Source organism: Candidatus Zixiibacteriota bacterium, assembly GCA_035380245.1.
Taxonomy (GTDB): Bacteria; Zixibacteria; MSB-5A5; order GN15; family FEB-12; genus DAOSXA01.
Genome location: DAOSXA010000003.1, coordinates 56,117 through 73,799 on the forward strand (window position 1 = coordinate 56,117; position 17,683 = coordinate 73,799).

Sequence of the window (17,683 nt, forward strand, 5' to 3'; positions counted from 1 at the left end):
GTGATCGGTCAATTGTATTATAGCGGCAATAACGTAGCTCGTCAAGATTGAGCGGTGGTCGTATCGCCGTCGTTCAGCCCCAGCTTTTTTATGAAATCATCGGTATACCAGCGGGTAACGCCGTCACTTGAGAGCGCCATATCCAGTTGTTTGGTCATCATTACCAGGCGACCGAGCAAATGAACGGCATGCTCGATCGCGGTTTCTTCTTTATAAGCGAGAGTGGCGCTCAGGAAGTCGCTTTTATGCTGACAGGTAAACTCCATGCGATTCAGTATCTCGGTAATAAGGCGAATCCTGCGTTTGCGTCGTTCCAGGGTAGCGCCGCCGTAGGAGAACTGCATGCGGACGTAGTTCTTGGAAATATCGTCGGTACACATAGCCTCGACCGAAGCCAGGTGGTATCCCATACGCACGTTGAAAATCATGTATTCCGACGAGAGGATGGCGAAACTGTTCTCCGAATACTCATGACGAGCGTAACGACCGGCGGTAATGCGGTCGATTACTCCGACCGGTTTCAACTGGGGGGGAGGGTGAACCGAAGGCCAGCCTTCTTTCTTAATGCCGCTCCAGAATGCCTCCATCGGTTTGGAACCGAGTTCCTTTTCGGTTATTTCACCTTTCTTGCCGAGAACGGTATGCTCGCGATCGATGAAGATAACGTTGAGTTTCATCGGGATATCGGTTTTGAGGCGAAGACTGATGAGCTCCTCATCTTCGATTCGCGATGCCCCGAAAAACATCTCCTCCATGGCGCGTTGATGGATATAGCGAGTGATGTCGTGGAACGTGACGCAGTTCTCGATAGTAAAATCCGCATCCTCCGGATGCAGCAAACGCAACGGTGAGATAAGATCGAGAACGCGGCCGAGAATATCGTAAATGGAACCTTCGTCCATCCGGTCGTATTCGACCGTACGCAGACCGATCAAATCGGGCAGGTCACCTTCGTAGACAGCCGCCCCGGTGGCATCGACGGTTACCAGCCGACCTTGCGGGAGACTGCCGGCCTCGGCGACGCCCACCAGTGTCGGGACACCGTATTCCCGAGCGATCGTGGCCATGTGACTGGCCACACCGCCAACCTCCGTCACCAGCGCCTTGATCTTGTTCATAACCGTGATCAAACCGGGGAAGGGATGACGAGCGACCAGCACGGCTCCATCGGGAACGTTAACCAGATCCGCCTGGGTAGAGACATGATGAATGATGCCGCTGCCGGCGCCGTGGCTGGCGGTTATGCCTCCCTGTAACAGACATTTCTTGCTTTTGCCGTCGAACGGTTCCGCCCGAACACGTGTGGTCATTACCTGCAAAGGGCGGGTTTGCAGAAGGTAAAGGCGGTTATCGTTGTCGATAGCCCACTCGATATCCTGGGGCATCCCGTAATGGTCCTCGAGTTTGATCGCGTATTTGGCCAGTTCCCGCAGATGCTTTTCATCGATTGACGGCTGGTTCTGGAGGTCCGGGGGGACTGCTTCCTCGCGGATGCCGCCATTCGAGTTGAGGACCAATTTCACCGGTTTGGGTGATATCGTCGCTTCGGTGATCTGCCCGTTGCGACGGGAGACTCGGAATAAATCCGGAGTGAGAGTGCCGTCGACCAGCGATTTCCCCAGACCGAAAAGGGAGTTGATCATGACATCATCGTTTCCGGGATTGACCGGACAACGGCTGTAGACAACACCGGCGGAGCGGGCGTCGATCATCGATACGCAGCCAACCGACATCGAGAGCTCCGACTCCGAGAGGGAATGACTGAGAAAATAATAAATCGCCTTGGGCGTAAATTTCGACGCCAGGACCTCGCGGTAGAATTTCAGAATTTGCTCCGAGCTGACGTTCAAATACGAGGCATATTGTCCGGCGAAACTGAAAAGGGTATCCTCGCCAATGGCGCTCGATCGCAACGAAAAACGATCCCTGCCCGTGCGTTTGACCAGTTCGCGGCAGGCTTCGTGAAGAGCTTCCGCCAGGTCCGGCGGAACCTGGTTGGACCTGACCAGTTGCTGGATTTCGCGGCTGACCTTGACCAGGTCCTCGTAAGAGCGAAAATCCACACGATTTATTCTCCGGCTGATTCTTCGCTGCAAATGGTTGGCCGAAACGAAATGCTTATATGCCCAGGCGGTTATGGCAAATCCATCCGGTACCGGTAACTCCAGTTTGGATTTCATCTCACCCAACTGAGCATTTTTACTGCCGACACTGAACGAGTGCATCCGGTTGAGCTTGTCGAACCAGCGAATATAGGCGTCTTCTCGTACCGGACGGTTACCCGGAAAGACAACATCGACTTCGTTGTCGATCAACTGGAAACGGTCACGCAATGGACGATAGCGATCTCCCCCCAGGGCGATCATGCAGTCGATCATCTGGTTAACGCCGCTGCGCAGGTCCTGAAGACGTGAACGGATGTAGTTCATGTCGAACAGGTATTCGCCTTGCGCCTTTTCTTCCATGTCGGAGATGATGCGCAGGACCTCGTTGTTGTGATCCAGCAGAGCGTGGAAATACTCGAATTTCTCACGAATCGAAGCGAGATCGGCATGAGTGTCGCCGAGATGAAGCTGGTTGTTTTTCTTCTGCATTTCAAGCAGGCCCGTTGCTAATGTCGGTTAGTTCGGTATTGCCGATTAAGCCTCTGCTTTGACGGCAATGTGCTCCAATAAAGGAGAGGGCAGGATCAAAATCAACCGTTTTGGCCGGTCTGTTTACGGGAGAGGATTCGTTGCCGAAGGCTCTACGAATGGATGTTTATCTTAAGACTCCATTGCGGCTAAGCGGCCGTGTCGCAGAAGATGGTGCGCGGCAATTCCTCGTCGCAATTTATCCCGTCTTTTCTGATGATGCGGGCCGGAGTGCCGACCACCGTACAATTGGAGGGGATATCGCGCATAACGACAAAAGCATTGGCGCCGATCTTGACGTTGTTGCCGATAGTCACGGGACCGAGGATAGTCGATCCGGTACCGACAAAAACGTCATTGCCGAGGGTGGGATGACGTTTTCCCTTATGTTTGCCGGTGCCGCCGAGCGTAACGTTATGGAACAACACACAGCGATCACCTATCTCGGCCGTTTCACCGATTACCACACCGGCGCCGTGATCGACAAAGAAACCCTTGCCGATTTTCGCTCCGGGGTGAATTTCGAGGCCGGTCAGGAAACGCCCGATCTGCGATAGCATACGCGGGATAAACGGAATTCTGATGGCGTACAGAAAATGTATCAGCCGGTGCCAGATAATGGCATGAAATCCGGGATACAACAGGAATTCAATCCCGCGCGCGGCCGGATCGTTACGATAGATTGCTTTAATATCCTCGAAGATTGCCCACATATATACCTCTGTCGGCTTTGGGGCCGTCCGGCTTAATGATTCTCCTGGTACAATACAGTTGAAAGGTAACGTTCACCGGTATCGCAGACGATCGTTACCACGGTATGGTTGGAGCCCAGTTCAGACGCTACCTTAAGAGCTGCCCAGATATTCGCTCCGGTAGAGATTCCGGATAGAATCCCCTCCTCGGCGGCCAATCGGCGAGCGGTCGTCATAGCGTCCTCGGCTTTCACTTTGATAACCTCGTCCACGACGTCGTTGTCGTAATTGACCGGAATAAACCCCGCGCCGATGCCCTGAATCGGATGTGGCCCAGGTTGGCCTCCCGACAAAACTGGTGAAGCTTCAGGTTCAACGGCATATATCCTGGCGCGGTAGGTGTCTTTAAGCACTTTTCCGGTGCCGCTGATAGTCCCCCCTGTGCCTACCCCGGCCACGAACGCATCGAGTTTGATATCTCCCAGGTCGGCAACGATTTCCGGACCGGTTGTCAGACGATGAATCTCCGGGTTGGCCGGATTGGAAAACTGAAACGGCTGAAAGGTGTCTTCGGAGGCGGAGAGCTCATCGGCTTTGGCAATGGCTCCCTTCATTCCTTCGGAGCCGGGCGTGAGTATGATCTCGGCCCCATAAGCTCTCAGAATATCACGCCGTTCGACACTCATGGTCTCGGGCATAGTCAGGATGCAGCGGTAGCCCTTGGCCGCGGCTACCATAGCCAGACCGATGCCGGTGTTGCCCGAGGTCGGTTCAACGATAGTCATGCCGGGGAGGAGCTTCCCGGACCTTTCGGCCGCTTCGATCATGGCTACGCCAATACGATCCTTGACCGAACCGCCGGGATTGAAATTTTCCATCTTGGCGTATACGACAGCCGAGTTTTCTCCAGTCAGCCGATTTAGCCGGATTAATGGCGTACGCCCGACTGCCTCGGTGATATTATCAAATCTCATTTGACGTACTCCTGGGCAGTAGTTACGATATTGAGATATAGATAAAATGATCCTGAGCCGATTTGGTTCCCGTTTTGGGACCATTATCGGTAATTATCGTCCTAAAGGGACGAAAGCTTTATAAAGGCAGAAAACCCGTTGTTTCTTACAGCCAGTTCTGCAAGAGCATCAGGGCCGTAATCACCACCACTGCGCCAAATAGCGACACTACCGTTCCATATTTAGCCATCGTGGCAGTATCCACTTCCTGCGTGGCGAAAGCAATCGCGTTGGGAGGCGTGGATATCGGCAAGGACATTGCCAGCGAACAGGCCAGCGCTGCTGCGATACCGCCTAAAGCCGGAGATATCACGGTAAGGGAAGTGGTTATCGGGATCAGCAGGTTGGCGGCCGCGGTGTTGGACATGAAGTTCGATATCACCAATCCGACCAGGGTGATAGCCACGAGCAACATGACCGGTGACAGTGATTCAAAAGCCAACAGATGTACGAGTATGGTAGAAAGCCCGGTGGCGCTCATGGCGACGCCCAACGTCAGACCGCCGGCCACCAGGATGAGAATATGCCATTCGATTTTACGCAGGTCCTCACGATTGATAATGCCGAACATGGTGAAAATCATCACCGGCAACAAAGCCACCACCGCCGATGGGATACCATGCAACGGTTCCGTCAACCAGAGAGTGACGGTCGTGGTGAAAGTGATAACGACCACTACGAAATCCCAGGTCAATTCCAGGTCTTCGGGAAAAAGCAGTTCGAGATGGTCATTACGAGGTTTCAGGACCGTAATCAAAAGGAACCAGAGGATCAGCAGGAGCACGATCACGATCGGGACGGCGAACATCATCCAGGTGAAGAAGGTAATCGGGTGGCCTAGTCCGGCCAGAACCGATGCCGCTACGGCGTTTGGCGGAGTGCCGATGATCGTACCCATGCCGCCGATATTGGCCGCAAAGGGGACGGATAAAACCAGCGCTACCTTGAACGGGTCGCGCCCCTCGAAATTATGGAACACCGGAGCGAGAATAGCGATCATCATGGCCGTTGTGGCCGTATTGGACATGAACATGGAAAACAGAGCCGTGATCGATATTACGCCCAGCAACACCATGTGAGGTCTTGTACCGAACGGTTTGATGAACGCTCTGGCAAGGCGGACGTCAAAGCCGTGCTTGGAGGCCGCCAGCGCCAACACGAATCCCCCGAAGAAAAGAGCCAGCACCGGGCTGGCGATCGGATTGATGAAAATACGATAGTCGGCTGCATTTTGCATCGGACCATCGGGTCGACCGAGAAGGAAGACCGAAAGAACAATCACCATAATGGCCGTGGCAAAAGGAGGAATCGCTTCGGTAACCCAAAGCCCGGCTGCTCCGATAAAAATCATCAGGCAAATTCGAGAGGCATCGGTCAATCCCGGCAAAGGGAGAAATCCCGACAGGGTTGCCGCAATCAACACCACCAACACCTTGAGAGTTGGCTTCCAGCGAATACGAAGAACTATTGCTCCGTCTGAATCAATATCGATTTTCTTACCCATTTTCCGCACCCTCGGTACCTGTCTCGTATGGCTGAGCGGTACCGCTGTTCGGTCACGTTAATTTCCGGCAAAGGTATATTTTAGTTTGCGACTGTCAAGATAATTAGATCAGGGCGGCGCTGAATTCTCAGATAATTCTGAAGATATATCTCAAGCAGAGATATATACCAATCATAATAATAATGCCCCCGGTAATAAAGCGCGACCACTGCTCTATCAGACCTATTCTGACATACAATCCCCCTAGAGCTTTGGCCGATAGGGCAATAACCATCGCGAAAAGCAGTACCGGCAGCCCTGATCCGATTCCGAACGCTACCGGCAACAGAATCGTAGAATTGGCCTCTATCGCCATCGGGATGAGACTTCCGAAGAAAAGTACCGCTGAAAGGGGACAAAAAGTCATGGCAAAGACCACCCCCAACAGCCCAGCGCCCCAGACACCCCAGGATTCGACTCGTCGCTGAAGTTTGTCAGTAGCCATTCCTGATCCTCCCGGAAGGCGAATCAGTCCGACCAGGAACATACCAACCAGAATTAATAACGGCCCCATAATCTCATTCATGTATTTCTGGAGGAAGTTAGCTGCTTCCGGAATGGAGAGAATGGAGTTGACTATAAGGGAAGCCACTACAGTATAAGTGATCGCTCTGCCTATGGTGTACAGGAGGCCGCTCAATAAAACTGCAGCCAGATTGTTTACCCTCCGTACAACGAATGAGATTGCAGCTATGTTGGTAGCCAATGGGCATGGGCTTATCGACATCAAAATACCCAGCCAGAGGGCGCTTGTTAGCGACAATAAACCGGTCATCGATTGCCGTTTATGAATTCACCGACTTCCGACCGGACATACTTGAGATAGGCTTCTTTGTCGTCGGTGTAATCCCAGATGCCGGCCAGATTGTGCCAACGCCGCTGATCGACGGGTTTGTTTTCCATAATGATCAAGGCCGGGGAATAGAGGTCGAACTCTTTGGCGAAATGTTTATTGACGGATTCTTCGAAGTTGATTACTCCCCAGGCAAGTTGGTGGTCGGCAAGCTCGTCCATGAAACCGCCGGCAATTGCCTCCTGAGAAAGGGACTCGAGCTTCAAACATGTATTGCAGCGATTGTTGCCGTGGAAATAATAAATACTATAACCAGTTCTGGGTGGAGTAGATTCAACTGTGGTGCTTGATTCTGCGGCTGGATCACGATGCCCGATTAGATAACCGATGCTAACTGCCACAAATAAAAACAAAAGTGATGTAATGAGTCTGAGCGGTGACATTGTCAATCTCTCATGCTTGGATATGTTTATTCGAACGAGTCTTCTCAGGCTTGGAGCATTTTCATAATCTCAGTTACATCCGGGACCCGCCCGCTGACTACGACCTTGTTGTCGATCACCAGAGCCGGTGTCATCATCACACCGAATGAAACGATGCGTTGAATGTCGGTAACTTTCTCGATATCGCAGGAAAGACCGGCTTGCTCTACCGCCTGGTTGGTATGTTCGAGCAGCTTCTCGCATTTGGGGCACCCGGTCCCTAAAACCAGGATCTTCTTCATTTAATCCTCCGTCAATCTTGAATACTCTGAGACAACAAGAGTATTCGATTCAACTTATCATCCTGCTTGTAAAAAACCATAAAGTATCCCGCTCACGGTTGCACCGCCAACCACCAGAAGAAGGTAGACGATAGTTCGTTTCGTCCCCATGATACTCCTGATAACTAGCAGATTAGGAAGAGAAACGGCCGGGCCGGCCAACAATAAAGCCAGAGCCGGTCCCGGTCCCATACCATTGGAGATGAGGCCTTCGAGAATCGGGACTTCGGTCAATGTTGCGAAATACATCATGGCGCCGGCTACCGATGCCCCCAGATTGGCCCATATCGAATTGCCGCCGGTCAATGAGGCAATCCAGGTGGTTGGTATGAATCCGGAGTTTCCGGGGCTTCCCAGAAGGAGTCCGGCAACAAGAACACCACCGAACAGGAGTGGCAATATCTGTTTGGCAAATCCCCACGTTTGGTCGAACCAGTCACGCATTTCTCCTTGTGAATTATTCAAGATAACCGCAAGCGAGAGAGAACCGATTCCGAAAGAGAGAATTGGATGATCTGGAAATAGAACGGCCAGAATCACGACAATTAACGCGCTGAGCCCAAGCCACCTCCAGGACAGCCGATACCAACGTCCAAGCACCACTGCCAGTACCATGGCTGCGAATCCGGTTATCCACCATTTATAAAAAAACACCTTAGCCATGAAACCGGCCGAATCATCTGCCTGACCCCAATTGGCAAAAACAAGAACGGCTACGAGCAGAATGAAAAGCACGGCATGATGATGGAAGGGATGTTCCGATTTGGCTTCATCGCCGAGCGCCATGGCTGCCGTCCGAACCTGTTCGGAACGCCGAAAAACGAGATACATGATGAGGCCAATGACTACACTGAACCCCACTGCCGCTATCGTTCTGGCCAGTCCCAGTTCCGGGCCGAGTACCCGGGCCGTCAGGACAATCGCCAGGATATTAACAGCCGGTCCGGAGTAGAGGAAAGTGGTGGCCGGACCAATGCCGGCGCCAACCTGGTAGATTCCGGCAAACAACGGCAGTACGGTACAGGAACAAACTGCCAGCACACCACCTGAGATCGCGGCTACTGAATAAGCTGCAAACTGGTTGGCTCCGGGCCCGAGATATCGCAGTACGGAGCCTTGTTTAACGAATACTGCTATCGCTCCGGCAATGAACAACGCCGGAACCAGGCAGAGAACAACATGTTCGCGGGCATACCATTTGACCAGAGCCAGAGCACCGATAACAGCATTACTTTGCGGACCTGATCCCAGTGGCAGGAAATAGGCAACGAGAAATAGACCGACAAGTAGAAACATGGAGCGGTGCTCTTTATTCATGCTGCTTTCACGCTATTTGAGAATATGCCTGTAATGATCCGCGGCGCCACGGAGTACTTTCTCGGAGCAACTGAAAAATTGCAGGACACAGGGCATCTCCAGATGATAAAACACCTGCGTCCCGTTTTTTTGCGAGGAAACAATTCCGGCGTTTTTTAGCACGGTCAGATGTTTCGAGACGGTGGACATATCGAGATCAACCATCGCGGTTAATTCTGCTACCGGGAAATCATGCTCTGAGAGGCGGTCAACGATATAGAGGCGGGCCGGGTGGGCCAGTGCCTTGATGACTTGTGCGCGGGCTTCATATTGCTGTTTTGTTTTATCGTCCATAAGAGTCCTTATAGTTGGCTGTTTGGCAATATAGCCAAATAATGACTTTTGTCAAGTCAACTTCTATATGAATTAGGTAAGTCAATTGTTGGACATAATAAAAAAAACGGCGCCTCCGGACCGGGAGGTCCGGAAGGCGCTATAACAGGTGCAGGGGGAGGGGAACTGCACCCGCGTTTATTTTTTTTATAACCGGAGGACAAGCCCCCTGAACTAAGAGCCAATATGATAAGTTGGCTCTCAATGATAATATAGCAAGGGTAGCTTGGCTGTCAACCGTAAAGGATTAAAAAAAACTACCAAGAGAACCCTTAAAATACTCCCCCCGGGAGGTTGCTACCGGGGGGATATATTTGGTGCCGAAGGTGGGATTCGAACCCACACTCCCTTGCGAGAACTGCGCCCTGAACGCAGCGCGTCTACCAGTTCCACCACTTCGGCAGAAGTTTTGCAGCCCACAATATATTGGCTGTTTCAAAAAACGCAATGGAAAACTGGACGTGATTACACCGGTTGTAAAGATTAAGCTTTACGGAAAGAGGCCATTCTACTAATAAGAGTCATGCTCATAGCTCATCGGATAATTGCGATCCAACGGATTACTCTTCTGTCGGTCTTGGCGGTTGTTGTCGTTTCCTGCCAGGGACCGATGGAAATTTCTGACCTTGATTTGGCCAACAGGAACGATCAGGGTTTTTTTGTTCTGCCTTTTGAACAGCTGCCATACCAAACATCCAACCTGGAAGCGTCGCTTACATACAGCGAGCCATTGGATGCCGACAGTGTGGAGCTTTTCGACTATATGGGTGGAACGTACTACCATACTGTCTCTCTGTGCAACAAATCCTATGTGTATATAGGTACCTACTTATCCACGAGGGACGAGCGTGCCATCTTCAGAGCCCGTAAGTACGTCGACAAGCTCCTTGATCGATGCATTGATGATCGGGGAGCATTGTGGTCGCCGATGGACTTTGACTTCGCTGTTCATGGTGACTCGAGCCTCCTTCTAAGGGCTCCCTGGTATTCAGGTATGGCCCAGGGAGAACTGCTGTCGGTTTGCAGCCGTTTGTTCGTTATCACTGAAGACAGCGTTTATTTGAGAGCTGCCCGGAAACTTTTTCGTTCTCTTACTCTTACTAGAGATGGTGATCGAAACTGGGTGACTTGGATCGATCCGGACGGCTATTATTGGATCGAGGAATATCCGCACCCGAGTCGACCAGGACATACTCTGAACGGTTTTATTGCAGCTTTGTTTGGTGTTTACGACTATATCCTGGTTTCCAACGACCCGTTGGCGTGTGAGGTTTGGGAAGCTTCGTTGACAACGCTCAAACACTACTTCAACGAGTTCCGCCAACCGGGGGGGAGGAGCCTCTATTGTCTGGGACACCGACACATGGCCTCAGTCGGCTATCACCGGTTTCACATCGAACAACTTCGGACTCTCTTTCGAATGACCAACGATTCACTCTTTGTCGAAGCAGCCGACGTGCTGGAGAAGGACTTCGGGGTGACCAACTGACTAACTTGGTCGGAGGTTGTAGAGGTGTGATCATCGGGTATGAAAAGGAATTCAGGGCGGAGATGGAATCCCTCCCGCGGCCAGAATACGCCCGTGTCTCCGAAGAGTCGTCCACCCTCTCGGTAGAAGGCCTTATCGATCCAGCCGTCATGGTAGCGGCCAATGGCAATTCCACTGAATCGCCTCTCGGTTATGCATTGTCGGATGTCACGCTCGAGCATCGCTGCCAGAGACGTATATTGGCTCTTGTTGATATCGTTTAGGGCCATTTGATGTAACCAGTGTGATTTGCCAGCTCGGGCTGTAAGATTGGCAAAGTGTGGTACTATGACATCACCCTCGACTTTGGCAATCTTGTTGAGTAACTGCCGGCCTGCTTCTGCGTCTGCTTTAGACGGTAGGTGTCGACCCGGGGGATAGAGCAACATCGTCAACTGTCCGACCACGAGTAGCGGGATCAGCAAAGACATCTTGGAGAGGGCACGTGACGGCTGTGAGCCCGCGAATGACATTGCCCTTGCCGAGCAGACGGGGATTGCGACCGCAGCCACCGCGTAGATCGGGATGAGCACATTTAGGTAGCTACCCAGATGGGTATAACTCATCGAGCATGATCCTATGACACCAATTGCAAATGCTCCCCACAGCAATCTCGATTTCATTCGCGGTGCCATCGTAGCGGCTGCTATCAGCGTGACAATTGCAACAAAGCCTAGGGGCAATTCCGGAATGAGTTGATCCGAGAAGAGCCGACTGGCGAGCCGATAATGAAGATCGTGAGTCGCCGGTAGATCGAAGAGATAGAATCGTAACCAGCCAGCACTCGTTTGATTGATCTCCAGCATGATGCCACCTCCAACCAAGATGGCGGTAAGAGCGGCAAGAGGGATACGGCGATGGTCAAAAGCGAAGGCCACCAGGAATACCGGCGCCAGAGTCACGGCAGCTGTCTGCTTGGTCAAGAAGCAAAGCGCCGCGACCAGGCCCGCCGCGACGGCGCCCTTGGTTGAACTTTGGCGCATCAGGAGGTGTACCGCCAGGAGCAGAAGAAATACGTAGAGAGAGTCCACCCGGGCCAGATCGTACCATCCGCCGCCAAGTTCGAAGCAGGCGGCATATATGCCGGCGCCAACGACAGCCCAACGCCGAGATTTGGTGAAGGATCTTACCTGAGTAGCGATTACAATCATCGTCCCACAGGTTGCCAGCAGCGAGACCAGCCGGGCGCCCGTTGCGGTCGGACCGAACAGCCAGGTGAACGGCGCCGAGACCCAGTAATAGAGAGGGGGATAAATGTAAGGAATGAACTCTAGGGACGGGGGAACATACAACTGCCTACCGTCGATAACTCGGAGTATGTGATCAACCATGCCTCCTTCCATCCATTCCAGATCGAACGGATAGCTGATTCTTAGGACGGCTATCATAAGGAACTGAACAATGAAGAAAACCGCAAAAGCGGTCGTTGCGTTGAGCAACCAACCGCTGAACGAGTCACTGTTCAGTTCGTCCCAACCGATGCTAATGGTCCCTATACGCATAATCAATGGTGACATGATAACGCCTCACAACCGATACGGCAAACCGAATTTAGTATGGAGGTTGCCACGTTACCTATTGCTTGACGCCGTTGCATAGGCGGACTATTCTTGTACGAACCGGTGGACGATTTAAAGACATGCTATGATCGTGGAAGGCGGTAGCAGATGGGACGAATTCAAAAAGTGTGGCTATGGGTGGGACTGGTGACTGTGATTCTCACCGTGGTTCGATCGGCCTGGCTTTGCGACGATGCTTACATCACGTTCCGGACAGTGTCCAACATTATTGATGGATTCGGACCGGTTTGGAACGTCACCGAACGTGTCCAGGGATACACCCATCCACTGTGGATGATGCTGCTCACCACGGTTTCGTTCTTTTCGGGCGAACTCTATTTCACTTCGATTATTCTCTCGATCCTACTTTCAGCAGCGGCCTTCATTATTTTGGTTCGGTACATCGGTGATTCCTTTTGGTCGGCGATGCTGTGTGTCTTCGCCATTCTTCTCAGTAAACCGCTGGTTGATTTTGCCGCTTCGGGATTGGAGAACCCGCTTAGCTACCTATTGTTGACGGTGTTCTACTGGGTATTTCTCATAAAACCCGGGAACGTACGATCGGTTCTCCTGCTAACTGTTTTGGCCTCGCTCCTGGTTCTAACGCGTCTGGACAACATTTTGTTGGTTGGACCGGCGCTGATAGGGGCGAACTTTTGTCTTAAATCAAAGGACGTAGTAAGAGTCAATGCGCTCGGCTGGTTGCCGTTGGTGTTGTGGTTGGTTTTCTCGCTATGGTATTACGGTGTGCCTTTTCCCAATACGGCCTATGCCAAGCTGGGTAGCGGTATACCTCGCGATGCCCTCATATCCCAAGGCATGGTCTATCTCATCAATCTGATCAAATGGTCGCCCTTCTCAGCAGCGTTAATTGCGGCGGGTGCGGTTTACGGTATCAACTGCCGCGATAGAAAGCTCCTCGCACCTACAGCATCCATAGTACTCTGTCTAGTGTATGTGGTATGGGTCGGTGGTGATTTTATGAGTGGTCGCTTTCTAACAGCCCCAATTATACTCTCTCTGATTGTGCTATCGCGATCGGAAATCAAACCGACTTTCACCAAGGAGACGACCGTATGGATCGGGCTACTGATACTTGGTTTGCTGTGGCCCTCGGCGCCGATCATATGCGGTGCAGATTATGGCAAGGGTCTGGAGATCAAGCGTTGGGATCATGGTATCTCCGATGAGCGCGCCGGATGGTATCAAGGTACCGGTCTGTTGGTCCAATCTTTGGACAGCCTTATTCCCAATCATCCATGGGTGAAACGGGGCTATGAAGCGCAGAACGGTCCAAGTGCCATCACGGCCAGCGGCGTTGGTATGCTTGGCTATTTCGCTGGCCCTCGCATTCGCATTATCGACAATCACGCTCTCACTGACCCGCTGCTGAGCAGATTGCCTACCGCTGACAGCCTCAAATGGCGCATTGGACATTTCAATAGATCAAAACCGGAGGGATATCTGGAATCAATCCAGTATGACGTCAATCTCATCGTGGATTCATCGTTGGCGCAGTACTACGATACATTGTGTATACTCACCCGTGGCAATCTCTGGTCGTTGGAACGTCTTGGCGTGATATGGCGCTTCAACTTCGGTTATCACGATGTACTTCTGGATCGGTTCCTGAAGCGCCCCTGGCGTCTGAGTTTGGATGAAGTGTGCACTCCTGTCGCTCTCGGTACACCGTTCAACGATTCTCTATGTCACGTGCTGTGCGACAACGGTTTGGTGATTGTGGATGTCGGGCATCCAACCGGGGGCAGAGTTGAGCTTGCCGTAGATCACAACGACTTCTACCAACTAGTATTTTATGCCGCCGGGATTGAACCGATAGAGGACACGATACAGTTGCATTGGATACCGGAGCGAGGGATGCGTGTCGATACGCTCGCGCTCGATGAGCTACTGCGTGGAGCTGAAATCGACAGCATCTGCGTCGTGGGATTCGGCGGTGACGGTAAGTACTCACTCGGGCATTTCAGATTCATTCCTTGACAGCGAGAAGACGAATCAATAAAAAACCGCCCCTGAAAACAAGGGCGGTTCTATTATCAATGTAGAACAGCTATCAGTTCAGATAGGCGCGGAGAGAACGGCTGCGCGAGGCATGCCGCAGGCGACGAATCGCCTTTTCCTTGATCTGGCGCACTCGCTCACGAGTGAGCGAAAACCGAGCCCCGATCTCTTCCAACGTCAAAGCCTTCTCATGGTTCAGCCCGAAGTAGAGGTTGATCACCTCGGCTTCGCGCGGGGTAAGGGAGTCGAGCGCCTTCTCGATCTCGACCCGCAACGACTGGCTGAGCAATGATTCGTCCGGTGAAGGCTGCATTTCATCCTCGAGGACATCGATCAACGAATTATCCTCGGAGGTAGAGAACGGTGCATCGAGTGACAGATGCGAGTTGGATATCTTGAGGGTGTCGGCAACCTCACCCTCGGTCAGCTCCAGCTCCTTGGCGATTTCTTCCGCCGAGGGCAGACGGCCGAGGCCCTGCTCCAGGCGACTGGAAATCTTACCTATCTTATGCAGAGTACCGACCCGGTTAAGCGGCAACCTTACGATACGACTCTGTTCGGCCAGAGCCTGAAGAATCGCCTGCCGAATCCACCAGACGGCGTAACTGATAAACTTGAACCCGCGAGTCTCGTCAAACCTTTTGGCCGCTTTAATGAGTCCTATGTTACCTTCATTGATTAAGTCGGCAAGGGACAGACCCTGGTTCTGATACTGTTTGGCCACCGACACCACGAAACGCAGATTGGCCTTGGTCAGTTTTTCCAGGGCCTTTTTATCGCCCTGCTTTATTTTCCTGGCCAGCCGCACTTCCTCGTCGGCGGTAATGAGAGGTGTTTCCCCGATTTCGCGGAGATAGAGGTCCAGAGACCGATCTTCATCGCGATATTTTAGGGATTGTTTAGCCACTTTACTCGACTAACTCCTTCCGTTATTAAACAAACAGCCGGCTCATCCTATGAGAACCGCTACTCTCTATACTTCAACAAAACACCTGAATTCGAACGTTATAACCGTATTTCCTTACGTGTCAGCGATCCGGATGGCTCCAGTACGATCAACGACACCCGGGAAACACGTCCCATCTTTTCAACCAGTGCCTGCAGTTCATCCACCGATTGCACCGGTCGATCTCCCACCTGTATTATTACCGACCCCCGCACGATCGAGGCCAGATCCGCCGCCGAGTTGGGGTAGACCCGAAGGATATAAACTCCTTCAACGAAATCGTTACCGGTGGCTCGCGCCAACTGGCGAGTGGCGGTAGTTATTTCCATGCCCAACCAGATCCGTGCGTCTTCGCTCGGAGTTACGGTTTCCTCGGGCAAGTTGGAGAGAAATTGATCCCGGTCCACGACCTGAGTCGTAAAATTAAGTTTTTGTCCGTCTCGGATTACCTCGATCGGAACCGGTGCCCCACCTTTCGCTGTCGATACCAGAACCGACAACTTTCCGGCGTTATCGACCGACTGGTCGTTAAACTTAACCACAATATCTCCGGTCCGCAGACCGGCAACATCGGCCGGAGAGCCGGCAAAGACGGAATCAATGGTGATGCCGATAACCCGGTCCATATTTTGTCTTTTAGCTTCACGCTGGGTTACCTCGTGGAACCATACCCCGAGCCAGCCGCGATGAGCTTTACCGCTGGTTATCAAGTCTGGAACGATAGCCCGGGCCAGGTTGATCGGGATGGCAAAACCAATTCCTACTGAAGCACCGGTTGGGCTGCTGATCGCGGCATTGACGCCGATACATTCTCCCTTGAGATTCAACAGCGGGCCGCCCGAATTACCCGGATTGATCGAAGCGTCCGTCTGGATATAACTCTGATAATCAGGTGTCTCCCGGCCGAATTGTAAATTGCTTCGACCCATAGCCGAGATGACTCCAACCGTAACCGATCTGTCTAAGCCTTGCTGCGGGAAGGGATTACCGATAGCTATGGCCCATTCACCGACCTTGACATCATCGGAATTACCGAACGGGATAGTATGAATCTCTTCTTCCGGTTCGACCTTGATAACGGCCAGATCGGTCTGGGGATCGTTGCCAACCAGCTTGGCCTCGTAGTTATAACCTGATGAGGTATGAACCCAAAGCTCCTCAGCCCCTTCGACAACATGGTTATTGGTCAGGATATAGCCGTCGTCACGGAAGAAAAAACCGCTGCCCGACGATGTCTGAACTCCCTGAGGTTGCCACCAGGCGACACGTTCAGTGCGCGAACGGGCCGAAACGTTTACTACCGCATCCTGGACCTTCTCGACCACCGCTACGAACGGAGAAACGTACTCACCGTTCTGCTCGATTAAAGGGTATACGTCGGCCTGTACCAAACCTGACACATCCCCCGAGGCGGGCGGGATAGAAGTTCGGAAATTAGGGGCGATTAGAACACCGATAGCGGTGAAAATAACAGCCATGATTAACATGGCTGCTGTGCGGGGCCCCTTAGTATGTTTTTTCGCGTCCTCGGAATGAGATCCACGTGCCAATGATCGACTCCTCCAATGAGACAACCGCATAAAATAGCAGCTTTACCCTGAAAATGCAAGGGGTAAAATACCTAAATTCATGTGCTCTGGTTATTAAACGTAGAAATTCATACTCAGGTGCAAAAAAACTCACCTTTCGCGGTAAGTTATTACTCGAATTGAGTAAAAGTGGTTGTCTTTTCCCGTAATGCCGTTCTAACGTGCCGATTTTCAAGGGATTAGCCGCTCGCATCGAACCGCTTAAGAGTTGACATTTAGTCCAACCTCATCTACCTTGCAGCCAGTATGCTCTCACCGTTTGTGATCAGAAAAGAAATGGCCGAAATCGGCCGCCGTCTCTACGAGCGTGGTATGCTGGCCGGTTCCGACGGCAATATCAGTGTCCGTCTCGATGAAGATCGGGTAATGATAACTCCTTCCGGATTGGCCAAAGGACGAATGACGCCGGATGACCTGGTAATCGTCAATTTTGCCGGTAAGCTCCTGCAGGGGAAAGGAAAACCCTCCTCGGAAATGGCCATGCATCTGGCCGTTTACCGCGAGCGTGAGGATATCCAGGCTTGCGTTCACTCTCACGCGCCACACGCCACCTCGTTTGCTGTAGCCGGAATTCCCCTTGGTGAAGACATTCTGCCGGAAGTGGTGTTGTTTGTCGGTAAAATTCCGTTAACCGATTATGCTCCGCCAGGGACCGATGCCGTTCCGAAATCGCTCGAACCGCATCTGGAAAACAGCAATGCCTTTCTGCTGCGTAACCACGGCCTCCTGACCATCGGTCGGTCGCTGGAGGAAGCTTATAATCGCCATGAGACGGTTGAGCATTATGCTCACATTGTGGCCCTGGCACGCCGTTTGGGGAACGTCGACACCATTCCTTCGGAAGATTTTCAACGCCTCGAAAAAATGCGGGCCAGACTCGATAAGTTCTGGGATCAGAAATCCTGACAGGTTC

General features: G+C 52.2%; 15 protein-coding genes and 1 tRNA gene. 3 read left to right on the forward strand and 13 right to left on the reverse strand.

From position 1 onward, the window contains the following. Positions 1-41 precede the first annotated feature (41 nt). From PLF13_10635 to PLF13_10680, 10 genes are all read right to left on the reverse strand, one after another. Entirely contained in the window at positions 42-2,594 is a 2,553-nt protein-coding gene (locus PLF13_10635; GenBank protein ID HOP07734.1) for a PEP/pyruvate-binding domain-containing protein, read from the reverse strand. A 188-nt stretch (positions 2,595-2,782) separates the two neighbouring features. Further along, positions 2,783-3,346: a serine O-acetyltransferase gene (gene cysE, locus PLF13_10640; GenBank protein ID HOP07735.1), complete on the reverse strand. Its 564-nt coding sequence runs from the start codon at positions 3,344-3,346 to the stop codon at positions 2,783-2,785. 32 nt (positions 3,347-3,378) lie between these two features. Further along, positions 3,379-4,299 (reverse strand): cysteine synthase A, encoded by a 921-nt coding sequence (cysK, locus tag PLF13_10645; protein HOP07736.1) that lies wholly within the window; start codon positions 4,297-4,299, stop codon positions 3,379-3,381. Between the two features lie 145 nt (positions 4,300-4,444). After that, positions 4,445-5,842: a DASS family sodium-coupled anion symporter gene (locus tag PLF13_10650; GenBank protein ID HOP07737.1), complete on the reverse strand. Its 1,398-nt coding sequence runs from the start codon at positions 5,840-5,842 to the stop codon at positions 4,445-4,447. 127 nt (positions 5,843-5,969) lie between these two features. Then, positions 5,970-6,656, reverse strand: a complete 687-nt coding sequence (locus PLF13_10655; protein HOP07738.1) for an aromatic aminobenezylarsenical efflux permease ArsG family transporter — start codon at positions 6,654-6,656, stop codon at positions 5,970-5,972. Next, a complete protein-coding gene (locus tag PLF13_10660) occupies positions 6,653-7,117 on the reverse strand; it encodes a nitrophenyl compound nitroreductase subunit ArsF family protein (protein ID HOP07739.1) in 465 nt (154 codons plus the stop codon). The genes PLF13_10655 and PLF13_10660 overlap by 4 nt, the downstream gene beginning before the upstream one ends. A gap of 44 nt (positions 7,118-7,161) precedes the next feature. Beyond that, positions 7,162-7,398 (reverse strand): thioredoxin family protein, encoded by a 237-nt coding sequence (locus PLF13_10665; GenBank protein HOP07740.1) that lies wholly within the window; start codon positions 7,396-7,398, stop codon positions 7,162-7,164. A 57-nt stretch (positions 7,399-7,455) separates the two neighbouring features. Continuing rightward, on the reverse strand, positions 7,456-8,754 hold the full coding sequence (locus tag PLF13_10670) for a permease (protein HOP07741.1): 1,299 nt from the start codon (positions 8,752-8,754) through the stop codon (positions 7,456-7,458). A 12-nt stretch (positions 8,755-8,766) separates the two neighbouring features. Further along, on the reverse strand, positions 8,767-9,087 hold the full coding sequence (locus PLF13_10675; GenBank protein ID HOP07742.1) for a metalloregulator ArsR/SmtB family transcription factor: 321 nt from the start codon (positions 9,085-9,087) through the stop codon (positions 8,767-8,769). A 354-nt stretch (positions 9,088-9,441) separates the two neighbouring features. Beyond that, a tRNA-Leu gene (locus PLF13_10680) sits at positions 9,442-9,528 on the reverse strand. A 121-nt stretch (positions 9,529-9,649) separates the two neighbouring features. Between PLF13_10680 and PLF13_10685 the strand changes: the two genes are divergently transcribed. Further along, positions 9,650-10,615: a D-glucuronyl C5-epimerase family protein gene (locus PLF13_10685; GenBank protein HOP07743.1), complete on the forward strand. Its 966-nt coding sequence runs from the start codon at positions 9,650-9,652 to the stop codon at positions 10,613-10,615. Here PLF13_10685 and PLF13_10690 read toward each other — a convergent pair. Beyond that, a complete protein-coding gene (locus PLF13_10690) occupies positions 10,516-12,171 on the reverse strand; it encodes a glycosyltransferase family 39 protein (protein HOP07744.1) in 1,656 nt (551 codons plus the stop codon). The two genes, PLF13_10685 and PLF13_10690, sit on opposite strands and share 100 nt — an antisense overlap. Before the next feature lie 150 nt (positions 12,172-12,321). Here PLF13_10690 and PLF13_10695 point away from each other — a divergent pair, with 150 nt between their 5' ends. Beyond that, on the forward strand, positions 12,322-14,214 hold the full coding sequence (locus tag PLF13_10695) for a hypothetical protein (GenBank protein HOP07745.1): 1,893 nt from the start codon (positions 12,322-12,324) through the stop codon (positions 14,212-14,214). A 73-nt stretch (positions 14,215-14,287) separates the two neighbouring features. Here PLF13_10695 and PLF13_10700 read toward each other — a convergent pair whose 3' ends face one another. Continuing rightward, positions 14,288-15,142 carry a sigma-70 family RNA polymerase sigma factor gene (locus tag PLF13_10700; protein HOP07746.1) on the reverse strand — a complete coding sequence of 285 codons (855 nt, stop codon included), beginning with the start codon at positions 15,140-15,142 and terminating at the stop codon, positions 14,288-14,290. 98 nt (positions 15,143-15,240) lie between these two features. Further along, positions 15,241-16,659, reverse strand: coding sequence for a trypsin-like peptidase domain-containing protein (locus tag PLF13_10705; GenBank protein HOP07747.1), 1,419 nt, complete (start codon positions 16,657-16,659; stop codon positions 15,241-15,243). Between the two features lie 357 nt (positions 16,660-17,016). Here PLF13_10705 and PLF13_10710 point away from each other — a divergent pair, with 357 nt between their 5' ends. After that, positions 17,017-17,676, forward strand: a complete 660-nt coding sequence (locus PLF13_10710; GenBank protein HOP07748.1) for a class II aldolase/adducin family protein — start codon at positions 17,017-17,019, stop codon at positions 17,674-17,676. Positions 17,677-17,683: the final 7 nt, after the last annotated feature.

What these genes read in the sequence shown, in the direction of transcription:
- PLF13_10635 (HOP07734.1), bottom strand. Translation starts at nt 2,594, where the DNA reads ATGCAGAAGAAAAACAACCAGCTTCATCTCGGCGACACTCATGCCGAT.
- cysE (HOP07735.1), bottom strand. Translation starts at nt 3,346, where the DNA reads ATGTGGGCAATCTTCGAGGATATTAAAGCAATCTATCGTAACGATCCG.
- cysK (HOP07736.1), bottom strand. Translation starts at nt 4,299, where the DNA reads ATGAGATTTGATAATATCACCGAGGCAGTCGGGCGTACGCCATTAATC.
- PLF13_10650 (HOP07737.1), bottom strand. Translation starts at nt 5,842, where the DNA reads ATGGGTAAGAAAATCGATATTGATTCAGACGGAGCAATAGTTCTTCGT.
- PLF13_10655 (HOP07738.1), bottom strand. Translation starts at nt 6,656, where the DNA reads ATGACCGGTTTATTGTCGCTAACAAGCGCCCTCTGGCTGGGTATTTTG.
- PLF13_10660 (HOP07739.1), bottom strand. Translation starts at nt 7,117, where the DNA reads ATGTCACCGCTCAGACTCATTACATCACTTTTGTTTTTATTTGTGGCA.
- PLF13_10665 (HOP07740.1), bottom strand. Translation starts at nt 7,398, where the DNA reads ATGAAGAAGATCCTGGTTTTAGGGACCGGGTGCCCCAAATGCGAGAAG.
- PLF13_10670 (HOP07741.1), bottom strand. Translation starts at nt 8,754, where the DNA reads ATGAATAAAGAGCACCGCTCCATGTTTCTACTTGTCGGTCTATTTCTC.
- PLF13_10675 (HOP07742.1), bottom strand. Translation starts at nt 9,087, where the DNA reads ATGGACGATAAAACAAAACAGCAATATGAAGCCCGCGCACAAGTCATC.
- PLF13_10685 (HOP07743.1), top strand. Translation starts at nt 9,650, where the DNA reads ATGCTCATAGCTCATCGGATAATTGCGATCCAACGGATTACTCTTCTG.
- PLF13_10690 (HOP07744.1), bottom strand. Translation starts at nt 12,171, where the DNA reads ATGTCACCATTGATTATGCGTATAGGGACCATTAGCATCGGTTGGGAC.
- PLF13_10695 (HOP07745.1), top strand. Translation starts at nt 12,322, where the DNA reads ATGGGACGAATTCAAAAAGTGTGGCTATGGGTGGGACTGGTGACTGTG.
- PLF13_10705 (HOP07747.1), bottom strand. Translation starts at nt 16,659, where the DNA reads ATGGCTGTTATTTTCACCGCTATCGGTGTTCTAATCGCCCCTAATTTC.
- PLF13_10710 (HOP07748.1), top strand. Translation starts at nt 17,017, where the DNA reads ATGCTCTCACCGTTTGTGATCAGAAAAGAAATGGCCGAAATCGGCCGC.